Genomic DNA, 13,593 nt, shown 5'->3' with positions numbered 1-13,593 from the left:
CTTGATCCGGACTGCTTCCAGTCTGTTTTCAGTCTATTTTTCAAACTCATGTAAGTCCCCTCGCAGCCATTCATCCATTACTTGGTACAGCTTTGAGATATCCAGCGGTTTAGAAATGTGGGCATTCATCCCTGCCTCCCTGCTTTTTAAAGCGTCCTCGGCAAAAGCATTAGCTGTCATGGCAAAAATCGGTACAGAGACGGCATCCGGCCGGTCCAGCTTCCGGATTTGCCTGGCGGCCTCATAGCCGTTCATCTTCGGCATTTGAATATCCATCAGGATCAGATCATAATACCCCGGCTCCGAAGACACGAATTTTTCCACTGCCTGCGCTCCGTCTTCGGCCGGATCGATAGCAGCTCCCGCGGCGCCGATCAGCTCGACCGCGATTTCCATATTGATCTCGTTGTCCTCCGCAAGCAGGATACGTATACCGTGAAAATCATAGTCCGGCACGCCATCAGTACTATATCCTGGAAGAGGGCGGTTCTGCTGTATGTTGGCCAGGGCGTCGGAAATACTGCTTTCAAACAGAGGCTTATAAATGATGCCGTCCACTCCGCTGTTCTTCGCGTCCTGCTCCATACCGGCCGTATCGTTGGCAGTGATCAGAACAATAGCGGTATCACCGCCCGCTATGGAACGGATCTGCCGGGCAGTCTCAATCCCATCCATATCCGGCATCTTCCAATCTATAAAACAAACATTATATCCTTTCCCCCGGCCCTGGGCCGCTTCCACACAGGCGACCGCCTGGGAACCGTTATCTACCCATTCCCCATGCACCTGCATCTTCTCCAGAAGCAGCAGGACATGTTCACAGGTATCCCGGTCGTCATCCACAACCAGCGCATTGATATCTTCATAGCGGACCGGTTCCCGCCGTTCGTTCGTCCGTCCGAAAGGGAGTTCCAGGATAAAAGTGCTTCCGGCACCCAGTTCACTTTCAACCCGTACGCTGCCGCCCATCAGTTCGGAAAACCGCTTTACGATGGCAAGGCCCAGGCCGGTGCCTCCATACCTCTGCGTTACATCCGCACTTTCTTGTTCAAAGGACTCAAAAATCTTGTCATAATTTTCTTTGGCAATGCCACAGCCGGTATCGCTCACTTCAAATTTCAGCCAAAGAGCGTCCCCCGGTTCTCCCGACTTCTCAGCCGGCGCCATCGGTGTGACCTGGAGGCGGATACGGCCTCCTGACGGGGTAAATTTCATAGCATTGGATAGAAGATTTGAAAGAATCTGATTAAGACGCAAGGAATCACCTATCAGCACTTCGTCCACCGAGCCCAGCAATATCGTCTCATAATAGATTCCTTTATTTTGGGCCTGAATATAATATAAATTCCCAAAATTTTCTAGAAAGGCCCGGAAGTCAAACCGTTCATGACGAATCTCCATCTTTCCGCTCTCTACTTTGGACATATCCAGCACGTCATTAATAAGAGCCAAGAGATGATTGGAAGATATAGACACTTTTTTTAAACAATCTGCAACCTTTCCGTCATCGCCAATGTTCTGCTGGGCTATGGTACTCATGCCGATAATGCCGTTCATCGGTGTCCGGATCTCATGACTCATGCGGCTCAGAAACTCACTTTTCGCATAGTTCGCATCCTCTGCCCGCTTCCTGGCGGCCTCTGCCGAGGCCTTAGCTTTCCGGAGGGCACGTTCATTCCGGCTTATATTCGTATAGTAGAAGAAAAACACCGCAGAAAGAATCGCCAGGATCACTGCCAGCATTATGACCGCGTTTCGGTTCAGCCGATAGGTCAGATTATCGACGGTAGAAGCTATCACTTCGTAAGGAATCGCGGTCAGCATATGCCAGTCCGTATCGGGAATCGGCGCATAATATATATAACGATTTTCATTTCCGATGGTAAACGCCGACCGGCCGGCTGTACCAGATTGAAAGTCCTCTTTGATTTTTTCTGCAGAATATCCCTCGTCAAACACCGCATACTGCTTTAATTTGGAAAAAAGATTAACTCCTTTTGGTATACCGGTATTATGCTCTGTATTATTGATCACGTAATTTCCAGATGACGCCACAATGCTGGAATAAGTACGGGCATCTTCCCGCTCCAGAGAAAGCTGCCAGCTCAGCGAATCGGCATCGAGCCCCGCCAAGACGGCAATGAATGTCCGTTCTCCATATGACACGGGCGTAATGGTCGTACCCAGCAGGAACATGTTATCGCCCAAAATAGTCTCATTATAGGAAATAAGGTTGTCTTCTCCATTCAAGAGCTTTCCGATAAAACTTATCTTCGAAGCAGCCGGAAAAACACCGTCCGTACTGTGGTATTCGCCTTCATCATCCAGGAACGCCAAAAAGGAAAAACGGTTGTATTCTTGTACCCTGTTTAAAAATTTCATTAAAGATTCCTGATTCTGCAGATCCTGTTCTGAAACCGCGTTCACCGCTGTCTGCAGCTGGGAAAATTGAGCATTCAGGCTTGTTTGAAAATGACCGATGGTTTGGGAGGTCAGTTCACGCAGATAAAGTGTACTCATTTCCACAGCTGCGTCCTGAGACGCCAGATTGGATGATTGGATCATTATAAAGAAACAGACCGTACAGGCTGCGACAATGCACGCAATAAATAAAACCGCGAAATGAGGTCGTCGTTTCTTCTTCTGTTTTTCAGCCTCCTGCATATCATTCCCCTTCACATGCTACTGTAATGCGCCCTTCCAGTTCGGCGCTTACCGGCTCTTCCTGATGACTGTTAAAGTATGCTCTCATGGCATCGGCATAAGTCGCCTCTGTATCTCGAATCAATTTCGCGCCTTCCGCCTTGGGAACATCATTGCTGAACAGATTGAGCATAGTATAACCGTCCCCGTTGTTATCCAGGTAGCCGCTGGAGCCCGCCATGTAATTGTTGACGGCCAGGGTATATGATCCAGACGGCTCCAGCGGGGTCCCGTCAGGCAGAGTAACAGACAAAAGCTTTGCCGGCGTGTTTCCGTCCTCGGGTTTATAAGAATAATGAAGCCCGGAAACCTGAAGGAAACGCCCCGAGGGAATACCGTCCTTTCCTGCTGTAAGAGATATACCGTTTTCCAGCATTTCAAGAATGACGCTCCCGTCTGCCTCTACTACCACGATGGTATTCGAGTAAGGACAGACCGCGCTCAGATCGGCTCCCATCACATCTCCCTGATACAGACTGGCGCGGATTCCTCCGCCGTTCACCACGGCGATATCCGCGCCGCTGTACTCCGCGACGGCGTCCGCGACCAGATTTCCGATAGCAGTCTCCTCCCGTCTGGTATTATAGTTTTCATAGAGCAGATCCCCGCTCACGCTTCCCACCACTGACTGATCATAATCAACGGCCTCCGATCCGTTTCTGTAATAATCGTCTACGGAAGACAGTGCTTCTGCCATCTCCATTTCACCGTTCAGCACTGCGATCATACTCTGCCCGAAATATTGAATCACTTTAGACGGCAGCTCGATATTATAGATATACCCCCCTGCCGCACACGTCTCCAGCCCCTCTGGAATCTGACCGCCGTTATCCTCGTATCCGGACAGATAAGAATTAGTCGCTCCTGTATCCCTGATCCAGGCATCCTGCCCCTCTTGAGTGGACAAAAGCCCTAAAATTCGCCGGCAGGCATCCAGTTCGCCTTCTTTTCCTTTCTCATCCAGCGCACGGTTGATTCCTATAAACCCGTCAGGAGAAGAAATGGCCCATGGCGAGTTTCCCTGATCGCTCAAAAAAGGCAGCATGACATACTCATATTTATCCGTCTCACTGCAAAGCTGTGAGAGCAGTCTGACATTCCCATAGGAAAGCAGCAACGTTCCTTCCAGCATCCGTTGTTTCACAGGAAGCGCGTTTGCTTGTTTTGTCGCTATGGCTTTAGAATTCAGATACCCCTTCTCCACACAAGTCATAAGGATATTAAGGCTGTCGTCCCAGACCCCGTTGAAAGAGGCCTTTTCCTCTTTGAACCCATCCATCCATTTGATTCCATCCATCAGACCCAGAAAATCCGGAACCCGGGTTCCAATGATATAGGAACCGATAGCCGCAGGAGTTATAGTATCAATGCCAAACATGGTGCCGTCAGTCCCTGCTCCGACTCCCTGCTCTTTCCCGGCGCCAAACAAAGCCAGCAGATCCATATTGGTGGCAGGTATCGGCAGACCCAGCTTTTCTGTCAGCGTTTTGTTGAGTATGTAGCCTGAATACTGGCCGGGGAGAGGGAGGTAATATGTCTTCCCCTCGATCATGACCGGGTTCATCGCCGTAGCCTGATAGCCGGCGGCATACTCCGTCGCGCTCAGGTCCAGCATGTATTCTTTCACATCTCCGGTGGGGAGAGTAGTAATGATCAGGTCAGTGCCCCGGCCGTTTCGCAGACGGCGTTCGCTGTCCCCATTGATTGTCCCTGTGGTTGTAGCTTCCACCTGCAGATCGATATCGGAATAGGTTTCCTCCACCAGCCGTTCAAATTGCTCCAAAGCGATTGGATACATCATTGTGACCGTTATTTTTTTAGATGCGCTGCTTCCCCCGCAGCCGGTAAAACCACCGCATAATACGAGACACAACCCTAAAATCAAAATTTTTTTGATTATTTTATATCCTTCTCCCATATCCCGCAATCCCCTCCTCCATGGGTTCTATCCTTGTTCATATCATTCCTTTTTATTATACCTCATTCCATGAAAAATTCAATCCTCAATCCCTTGTTCATGACATTCCAATTCTTATATGGGACTATTTTCATAAAAACCATAATATATTCTGGCTTATTAAAGCTTGAAATGCTACAATAAAAAGACAAGGCGGTGACGGATATGCTCAATGACCAAGGGTTTGCAAATCTCATATATGAATATTTTGTTGTCCGGTTTCAATTCCAGTATTATAAAAAAGGAGACAGTCTGCCTAAAACCGAATCTCTCTGCCGGCAGTTTAATGTATCCTCTCTTACCATAAAATCTGCTTTCAAGCGTTTGCACGACGAAGGATACATATCCAGAAGCCACGGACGGAGTGCCAAGGTCCTCTTTCAGCAAGATGAGAAAGGGCTCAGTAAATTTGCCGTACGTTTTTTTTCTGAACGCCGCACCGCTATTCCCGATCTCTATCAGTCCACGGAGCTGGTGGTCGTGCCGATGCTGACGAAGGGATTTCTTCTCATGGACGACAATGATTTTACCATTTTGGACAGATTGGCGGAACAGCCGAATCCGGAAGATCAGATACGGTTTTATTGCTATATTCTGCTGAAAACTAAAAATCCGCTCGTCATGAATCTCTTCTGGGAAAGCACGCTTTATCTGGGACTTCCGTTTCCCATAAAACATAAAGGACACGTTCTTTATGACGCTGAAACAAGCCGTCGGCGGCTCAGAGAATTGATCGCCTGCGGCAGAGAGGGCGATCCGGCGCGCATCTATGACGCACATCTTGCCTTTCAGCGGGATGTTTCAAAGGAAATCCTCAATTATATCGAACGCCGTCTTCCGAACGTTCCGCAGATAAAACCTCTTTCCTTTTGCTGGAATGTCTATCGGGACCGGCCACAGATATGCTGCAGCCTGGCCATACGGATCATACATGATGTGTACTTTGGGGACTACTGCGGCAGAGAATTCCTGCCCTCTTATGAAAATTTGGCAGAAAAATACAGTGTCTCAGTCAGTACCATGCGGCGGACGATCGGCCTGCTGAACCAGCTCGGCGCCACCCAGACGATCAACGGAAAAGGCACCAGGATCTTAATGTTAAGTGAAACGGACGCAGAAACGGCGCTGGATCTCACAGCTCCCGCAATACGGCAGAATATGAATTATTATATTCAGTCCTTTGAGCTGCTCGCAGAATCCTGTGAAAGGGTAATGAATTTTGCCTTGAAAAATTTTACCGAATCAGAAAGAATGGAATTGGTCAGCCTGCTTGAAAAGTCTTTGCAAACAGGCCGCTATAATATATCCCCGCAGCGCATATTCGCATTTACGGCGGAACACAGTCCACTGCAGGCATTGCAGGAGATTTATGGAAAGCTTTATGGGCTTAATCTCTGGGGATATCCCATGAAGAAATACAGAACACAGATGCCCGGACTTGATGAATCCATGAAAAAATTCACAGAAACGATCGTCCAGTCATTAAAAGACAATGATATTGACCATTTTTCGATGCTTTTCAGCACATTCATGAAAAACGAATATCAAATTGCAAAGAAAATTCTGACAGAACACGGTTATAAGCCGAAGGACATGAATATGTCTCCGGCTTTCAGCCTCCTGCGGATAGACGATATATAAAATCTCCTGTCCGTCTCACTCCTTACGGTCTGCTTTTTTACTCTGTTTTTGTACGTACATTTTTTTATCCGCTTCCTGTATGAACTCGCTCAGAGTGCCATATGCCGTACTGTCCACCGCACCGTAGCTCAAGGACATCGGGTAGGTATTCTTCCCCGTGTTTTCTTGCCCCCTTAGCTTCTCGTTGATATGCTCCGCTCTTTTTTCTGCCTGTTCGACTGTCAGCCCCATAAACAGGATCAAAAACTCATCTCCACCATAGCGAAACAGCAGATCCTCTCCGTTCCGGCACTCCTGACGGACAATCTCCGTGACTGTCAGAATATAACGATCTCCCTCATCATGGCCATATCGGTCGTTGACCGTCTTAAGTCCATCCAGATCAAGGAAACATAGGACAAATGGCAGTCCCTGCCTTACTAGCAGAGGAATAGTCTTTTCCGCCTGCTGCCGGTTATAAAGACCGGTCAGCAGATCATGAACGGCTTGCTGCCGGAACGCCTCCCCCTGAGAGATTTGTTCTCTCAGTTTTTTTTCCATATATTGATTTTTCTCGCGATATCCATCCAGTTCGCAGATCCGCCGCGTATATCGTACTGCGATATACAATCCCCCTATACAAAACAGACAGGACTTGATGCTCCAAAGCTTCAGAAGAAGATCATTAAAAGGTGCGGAATACAACAGAAGATTGAGAAACAAGTATAAGAATAACCCTATCATAATTCCAAGCAAAAAGGACTGATGCTTCGGATAATCAAGGATTTGGCGGCTGCGGGCCATCCGTTTGGGACTGCTTAGAAAATGCATCGCAGCGCCTGCAAAAAGAAATCCCAAAAGGACCGGAAGCCATTTCAGGTTGTCGGCACTCGATATATGATTATCAAAATACTGCAGATTCTGATTCATGACGGCGGCGATTATGCTGCGGCAAAAAATATTGGCAGAGAGCCCATAGATGATACCGATCAAAGTACTGAACCGCGCACATCTCGTATCCCACCCCGTATAAAGCTGTGTTTCTATAAACAGCAAAACAGCAAACAACAGCCAATTCTCAATTAAATACAGTTCCTGTATGCTGCACAATATAAAAAAAGAATAATTAACCAAAAAACATATAAAAAAGAATCGGAAATGCGATGGCTGCTGCCGCAGCTCCTTAACAAAATGAAAATATCGCCAGTTAAAATAATAATAGGTTCCCGCCGTTAAAAGCATCTTAAACATTTTTTCGCCTCCGATCGTTTTCTTTTGCCTTATCCTGATACATAGCCTGATCTGCCAGATGTATCATGTCTTCTGCATTTTTGATGGAATCGCAGGGAGTAGAGGCGACGCCAAAACTAAAAGAAAAGGATTGTTTTTCAGTCAGAGCGAATCGGATCGCTTCCATACGTCTCTCCGCAGTTTCCTTCCCGCAGCCCGAAAGCAGGACGACAAACTCATCTCCGCCGACCCTGGCGAATACATCTGATTCTACTAATAAATCTTTTAATGCTCTTGTAAAATTGATCAAATATAAATCTCCCTCGCGATGTCCTTTCTGATCATTAATCTGTTTAAGGTGGTCCAGATCAATGAAAACCAGGGAAAACGGTTCTTCAGACTGCAGTTTAAATGCAATCTTCTCCATGGCATAACGCCTGGAAAAGATACCGGTCATAGGATCTGTCCCACTTTGGACCGCCCATTTTTCAGTCGCAGCATGCTGGCGCAAAAGCTCAGCTGAAAGACGTTTATTTTCATCTTCCAAATGGTGTATTTTGAGAATAGAGTATAGATGATCAAGAAAACAGATCAAGTATGACTCCAGCAATACAGTGCTTCCGATCAGAAATAAGGGCAAAAGGTTCCATTCTACTCTAGAACAGCACAGTATGCTGTCCGACAGCAAAAAAACATTGCAAAACCAGAGAAACAAAAAGAACGGCCGTATCTCCTCACTCTCCGATTGCGTCCGGAGCACTTCAAGAAACATCTTCAATCCGGGGATCATAAAGGCGGCCAGATTATTTACAGCCAGGACGACACTGATTGCCGCGATCCGCCATAATGGCGCCGCCAGTATTTCATTCATCGGCACCCCGGCTGCCAAGGAAAACGTACCGATCAGAATCATGTGAAGAGCCATTGTCAGTAAATGCGTGAGATTGATCAAAAATATTTCCTTTGTTCGATTCCCGTTCCGGAACAATTGAAATACCTTTCCAAAATAGGCCAAAATATAAACGATGGGAAGCGGAATATCGATCATTCCCCATAAAACGAATATGATCATCACAGGAAGCAAAATTGAAAGGCGGCTCCAATCCGTGCATTTGACGGAATATCCCAGCGCGCTCATAGCCCGGCCGGACGTAAACCCATAGAGCAGGGACAACCCGGCAGGTACTAAGAGTCCTCCGCCGATATAAACGGAAAACGCCAACTTCTATTCCCCCTTTCTGAATGATATCGCATTACATGTTATGAAATTTAGTCCTGATCTGTTAACCGTGGTCCATTTCCAATCAGCTTCTGAATCCTTAATCGAAGCTCCTCTTTTGATAAAATATAAAAACAGGCAATAGAAAATAAATCCATCACCTGTTTTTGTACCATATGAGATTAAGTTGCTTTATAGATTGTATACAGAAAAAAGTGCCGTAAATACGGCACTTATAGGCGCGGAGACGGTGGGATTTGAACCCACGTGCCCCGGAGGACAACTCGATTTCGAGTCGAGCTCGTTATGACCACTTCGATACGTCTCCAAATCATACTAGACTATTTTACCTTCAAAGGAAGGGAATGTCAACTGTTACCGTCCAAAATACACGTCGATTCCGTTGGCGATTCCATTTACAATTTTCGCCTGGTAGGAAGCCGAAGCCATCGCTAAATCTTCATCGGGATTGCTCATATATCCCATCTCTACAATGGTCACGGGCACCTGGCACCAGTTAATCCCGCTCATGGTATCCGTCTCCCATACTCCGTTGTTTCCGGAGCCGGTGGATGCCGTCATGGAATCCAGTATGCAGTCGGATAAAGAACGGCTCGCACTGTAGATCTCGCTGCAATACGGATTTTCCGGCGTCGGACAGATGGTCATGGCACCTGTCTTCCCGGTGTTTTCTGATCCGTTGGCATGGATTCTCACAAATGCTTCAGCTGCTGCCTCATTGGCAATGGCAGCCCGCTCCGCATTGCTGATGTCCACATCATTGGTCTCCCGGACCATCAATACCTGGTATCCCCGGGAAAGCAGCTCATCCCGGAGCTGCAAAGAAACCTGTAGATTAAGCTCCGATTCGTCCAGGCCGGACGCGGCCCCGGCGGTCCCGTAGGATACTTTTTTCTTCATCTCGGAAGCTCCCGGCCCCACCGGTTCTTTCTCATTGTTTCCCACGGCCTGGTGACCGGGGTCAATGCAGACCAAGGGTCCGCTTCCGCCGTGATAAATCCCCGTGCCGGCTTGTCCCTGCGCCGGGGGCACGGCAGCAGGTTCTTCCGCCGTCAGATACTCCGAGGATACAAAGCATATTTGTCCCCCATATTCCACCTGACTCCATTTTTCATTATAACCGGTCCTGCGGACAGACTGGCCGGCCCGCAGCTTGCCCACAACTTCCGAACCGGCACTTGCATCCTTGCGGATATTCACCGTATCCGTCGCGTACACTGTCTCGTCCACATCGGTAAAAGCAAGCGTTTCCGTCTCTGCCGCCGTAGTAGCCGCCGCCGTCGTGGTGGCCGCCGTTGTGGCTGGCGCCATCGTGGAAGGCTCCTCCTTACTCGGTGAAGCAGTCGAAACCGTATCACCTGACTGCTCCGCCGTTGTCCCCGCAGCCGGCTTCCTATTCCCGCAGCCGGCGAGTACGAGTGCCAAAAACAGACATACCGCCAACACTCCTGTCAGTGCACGCTTTTTTCTGCCTCTTCCATTTTCCATATGCCTGGCTTCCCTGAATTCCTTCATATCACGCTTCCTCCGGATTTTACTGTTCTTTCTTTATATCCTGCACCGGGACGATCGTACCGCCGCCGGCCACATATTCCCCGTCATACAGCACCAGGGCCTGTCCAGGTGTGACCGCCCGCACCGGTTCTGAGAACCTGCACTCCAGCGCATCTCTCCCGACTCTCTTCACTCTGCACGGCGCGCCTTTATGAGCATAACGAATCTTTCCCGTGAGGAGCTGTCCGTCCTCCACATCCGGAAGTGCCATAAAATTCAGTTGACTGCAGTACACCACATCGGTGAAGACATCCTCCGCCTCCCCAATGACTACCTCGTCGGTCTCCGGCCGAATCTCCGTTACAAACACCGGATGGCCCATGGACAGATTTAGGCCTTTTCTCTGGCCTATCGTATAATGCGTGATTCCTTTATGGCGTCCCAGTATATTCCCGTCCCTGTCCACATAGTTTCCCTCTCTGAGAGGAACTTTTGTGTTCCTTTCAATGAAGCCCGCATAATCGTTATCCGGCACAAAGCAGATTTCCTGGCTGTCCGGCTTAGAGGCCACCGGAAGTCCCCTCTCCTCCGCCATTCTCCGTATATCCTCCTTGGCATATGCTCCCACCGGCATGAGCGTATGCCGGAGCTGATCCTGGGTCAGATTATAGAGAGCATAGGTCTGGTCCTTCGCCGCCGTCACAGAATTCCGGACGGCCATCCTGCCATTGTCCAGTGCTTCCACGCGGGCGTAATGGCCTGTAGCGATATAATCCGCGCCAATCTCCAGGCTTCTTTTGAGAAGCGCCTCCCATTTCACATAACGATTGCAGGCAATACACGGATTCGGCGTCTTTCCACGCACATAAGAATCCACAAAGTAATCCATGACCTTTTCCCGAAATACATTTTTGAAGTTCATCACATAATACGGAATCCCCAGAATTCCGGCCACTCTACGCGCATCATCCACGGCAGAAAGACCGCAGCAGCCACCGTTTTCCTCGACGACTGTCCGGTCCTCATCCTGCCAGATCTGCATGGTCACGCCTATGACCTCATATCCCTGCTCCAAAAGCAGGCAGGCCGCCACAGAGGAATCCACTCCTCCGGACATGCCTACTACGACTTTCTTTTTTTTCATGAATCAATAATCTTCTTCCTCTTCGTGTTCACTGATATCTGATTTCGGTTTGGAAAGCCCTTCTATTTTTATATGGTTTTTTTCCGCATAATCCCATAGAGCCGCATGGATTGCTTCCTCCGCCAACAAAGAACAGTGTACCTTAACCGGAGGCAGTCCGTCAAGTGCTTCCATGACCGCTTTGTTGGTCACCGTCAACGCCTCATTGACTGTCTTGCCCTTCACCATCTCCGTGGCCATACTGCTGGTGGCCACCGCGGCACCGCAGCCGAAGGTTTTAAACTTCACATCCTGAATCACCTGATTTTCGTCCACATCCAGATAAATCCGCATGATATCTCCGCATTTGGCATTGCCTACGGTGCCGATTCCACTGGCATCCTCTATTTCTCCCACATTTCTAGGGTTTTGAAAATGGTCCATTACTTTCTCGCTGTACATTATTTTATTCCTCCTGATTTATTTCTTTTCCGTTTTCGTCTCCGCCACTTCTTTCCCTCCGTTTATGAAATCCTCATATAGCGGAGACATGGAGCGCAGTTTTTCCACGATCTCTTTTAGCTTTTCCACCACATAATCAATCTGCTCTCTTGTGGTATCGTCTCCCAGGGTCAGTCTCAGAGAGCCGTGGGCAATCTCATGGGGCAGTCCAATGGCCAAAAGCACATGGGAAGGATCTAAAGATCCGGAGGTACATGCAGATCCGCTGGAGCCGCAGATGCCGGCCATGTCAAGCATGATCAGCATGGATTCGCCTTCTACAAACTGAAAACTGAAATTCGCATTGTTCGGCAGCCGCTTTGTACGGTGCCCGTTGAGCCTGGTATAAGGAATCTCTTTCATCACCCGCTCGATCAAGTAATCCCTGAGCTCTGATTCTTTCCTGGCCCGTTCTTCCATCGTATCCGCGCAGATCCTGGCCGCAGTTCCCAGACCTACAATACCTGGAACGTTCTCCGTGCCGGCACGGCGCTTCCTCTCCTGGGCGCCTCCATGAATAAAGGAACGGATCTTTACGCCCTTTCTGATATACAAGAAGCCTACGCCCTTCGGCCCGTTCAGCTTATGGCCGCTGGCACTCAGCATGTCAATCCCCATTTCATCTACCTTTATCGGCACATGGCCGAACGCCTGCACCGCATCCGTATGAAACAGAATCCCCTTCTCCTTCGCCAAGCGGCCGATTTCAGCGATCGGCTGCATCGTGCCGATCTCATTATTCGCAAACATCACGGAGATCAGGATGGTATCGGGCCTGATGGAGGACCTTAGCTGTCCCATGTCCACCACGCCGTTTTCATCCACATCCAGATAAGTCACCTCAAATCCCTTGCTTTCCAAATATTCGCAGGTATGGAGAATAGCGTGATGCTCAATCTTCGTCGTGATGATATGTTTTCCTTTTTTTTCGTAAGCGTCTGCCGTAGCTTTCAGCGCCCAGTTATCAGCTTCTGAACCGCCCCCGGTAAAATATATTTCGCTGGGATCCGCGCCCAATATCTCCGCAACGTTTTCTCTTGCTTCCGTAATGGCCTGCTTGTTTCCTGACGCGAAGCCGTACACAGAAGACGGGTTGCCGAATTTATCGGAAAAATATGGGAGCATTGCATCCAGTACCTTCGGATTCACCTTTGTAGTAGCCGCGTTATCTAAATAAATCAACTGTTCCATTTTTTGTACCCTTCTTTCCTTATCTTATATTATTCCTCTTCCCATGTCCCTGCCTGTATGGATTTACTCTGCTCCACAAGTTCCTTTAAAGTGATGTGGTCCACCGTATCCTCCAGGTTTTCATGAATTTTCTTCCATACATATTTTGTCACGCAGAATTTAGCCGTCTTGCACGCGCCGTCCTTCTCAAGTCCGGCACAATCCACCAAAGTCAGATCTCCCTCCAGGGCCCTCAGGATATCACCCACGGAAATTTGGGCCATATCTCCCACAATCTGATATCCGCCCTGTGTGCCGCGGACGCTTTTTACCAGACCCGCTTTCTTGAGCATTCCCAGAAGCTGCTCCAGATATTTATCAGACAGATCCTGTCGTTTTGCAATTGTCTGGATCGACACCGGCCCCTCTTCACTGGTTTCGGCCAGATCCACCATGGCCCGCAGGCCGTACCGGCCCTTCGTTGACAATTTCATCCTTCGCCTCCAAATTCCCAGTAAAATACTATGAATTTCATTGATACTATACCACCGGCCG

Annotated in this window: 10 protein-coding genes and 1 tRNA gene; 1 reads left to right on the top strand and 10 read right to left on the bottom strand. The window is 48.7% G+C overall.

What is annotated here, in order from left to right; translation table 11 throughout:
* Window positions 1-33: 33 nt before the first annotated feature.
* Together H9Q78_RS13230 and H9Q78_RS13225 are read right to left on the bottom strand one after the other, a co-directional pair.
* On the bottom strand, window positions 34-2,520 hold the full coding sequence (locus H9Q78_RS13230; protein WP_249304831.1) for a response regulator: 2,487 nt from the start codon (window positions 2,518-2,520) through the stop codon (window positions 34-36).
* Window positions 2,521-2,665: 145 nt separating this feature from the next.
* Window positions 2,666-4,621, bottom strand: a complete 1,956-nt coding sequence (locus tag H9Q78_RS13225) for a 5'-nucleotidase C-terminal domain-containing protein (protein ID WP_249302317.1) — start codon at window positions 4,619-4,621, stop codon at window positions 2,666-2,668.
* Between the two features lie 204 nt (window positions 4,622-4,825).
* Between H9Q78_RS13225 and H9Q78_RS13220 the strand changes: the two genes are divergently transcribed.
* A complete protein-coding gene (locus H9Q78_RS13220; protein ID WP_249302316.1) occupies window positions 4,826-6,301 on the top strand; it encodes a GntR family transcriptional regulator in 1,476 nt (491 codons plus the stop codon).
* A 15-nt stretch (window positions 6,302-6,316) separates the two neighbouring features.
* Here the strand turns inward: H9Q78_RS13220 and H9Q78_RS13215 are convergent, their stop codons facing one another.
* From H9Q78_RS13215 to H9Q78_RS13180, 8 genes are all read right to left on the bottom strand, one after another.
* Complete coding sequence (locus tag H9Q78_RS13215) at window positions 6,317-7,348, bottom strand: GGDEF domain-containing protein (RefSeq protein WP_249302315.1); 1,032 nt, start codon at window positions 7,346-7,348, stop codon at window positions 6,317-6,319.
* Between the two features lie 175 nt (window positions 7,349-7,523).
* On the bottom strand, window positions 7,524-8,732 hold the full coding sequence (locus H9Q78_RS13210) for a GGDEF domain-containing protein (protein WP_249302314.1): 1,209 nt from the start codon (window positions 8,730-8,732) through the stop codon (window positions 7,524-7,526).
* Between the two features lie 239 nt (window positions 8,733-8,971).
* Window positions 8,972-9,057, bottom strand: a tRNA-Ser gene (locus H9Q78_RS13205).
* 47 nt (window positions 9,058-9,104) lie between these two features.
* On the bottom strand, window positions 9,105-10,265 hold the full coding sequence (locus tag H9Q78_RS13200; protein ID WP_249302313.1) for an N-acetylmuramoyl-L-alanine amidase: 1,161 nt from the start codon (window positions 10,263-10,265) through the stop codon (window positions 9,105-9,107).
* Between the two features lie 19 nt (window positions 10,266-10,284).
* A complete protein-coding gene (gene mnmA, locus H9Q78_RS13195) occupies window positions 10,285-11,388 on the bottom strand; it encodes a tRNA 2-thiouridine(34) synthase MnmA (protein WP_249302310.1) in 1,104 nt (367 codons plus the stop codon).
* Between the two features lie 3 nt (window positions 11,389-11,391).
* Complete coding sequence (nifU, locus tag H9Q78_RS13190) at window positions 11,392-11,829, bottom strand: Fe-S cluster assembly scaffold protein NifU (protein ID WP_249302306.1); 438 nt, start codon at window positions 11,827-11,829, stop codon at window positions 11,392-11,394.
* Between the two features lie 18 nt (window positions 11,830-11,847).
* A complete protein-coding gene (gene nifS / locus H9Q78_RS13185) occupies window positions 11,848-13,059 on the bottom strand; it encodes a cysteine desulfurase NifS (protein WP_249302304.1) in 1,212 nt (403 codons plus the stop codon).
* A gap of 29 nt (window positions 13,060-13,088) precedes the next feature.
* On the bottom strand, window positions 13,089-13,532 hold the full coding sequence (locus H9Q78_RS13180) for an RrF2 family transcriptional regulator (RefSeq protein ID WP_249302302.1): 444 nt from the start codon (window positions 13,530-13,532) through the stop codon (window positions 13,089-13,091).
* Window positions 13,533-13,593 lie beyond the last annotated feature (61 nt).

The sequence above is a fragment of the Qiania dongpingensis genome (assembly GCF_014337195.1).
In the GTDB taxonomy this organism is placed as follows: domain Bacteria; phylum Bacillota; class Clostridia; order Lachnospirales; family Lachnospiraceae; genus Lientehia; species Lientehia dongpingensis.
The sequence above is the reverse complement of the archived record's forward strand: the minus strand, read 5'-3'. Positions and strand labels throughout refer to the sequence as shown.

Excerpts from the sequence above, each read along its gene's own strand:
- H9Q78_RS13230 (WP_249304831.1), bottom strand. The coding sequence starts at position 2,520 with ATGAGTACACTTTATCTGCGTGAACTGACCTCCCAAACCATCGGTCAT.
- H9Q78_RS13225 (WP_249302317.1), bottom strand. The coding sequence starts at position 4,621 with ATGGGAGAAGGATATAAAATAATCAAAAAAATTTTGATTTTAGGGTTG.
- H9Q78_RS13220 (WP_249302316.1), top strand. The coding sequence starts at position 4,826 with ATGCTCAATGACCAAGGGTTTGCAAATCTCATATATGAATATTTTGTT.
- H9Q78_RS13200 (WP_249302313.1), bottom strand. The coding sequence starts at position 10,265 with ATGAAGGAATTCAGGGAAGCCAGGCATATGGAAAATGGAAGAGGCAGA.
- mnmA (WP_249302310.1), bottom strand. The coding sequence starts at position 11,388 with ATGAAAAAAAAGAAAGTCGTAGTAGGCATGTCCGGAGGAGTGGATTCC.
- nifU (WP_249302306.1), bottom strand. The coding sequence starts at position 11,829 with ATGTACAGCGAGAAAGTAATGGACCATTTTCAAAACCCTAGAAATGTG.
- nifS (WP_249302304.1), bottom strand. The coding sequence starts at position 13,059 with ATGGAACAGTTGATTTATTTAGATAACGCGGCTACTACAAAGGTGAAT.
- H9Q78_RS13180 (WP_249302302.1), bottom strand. The coding sequence starts at position 13,532 with ATGAAATTGTCAACGAAGGGCCGGTACGGCCTGCGGGCCATGGTGGAT.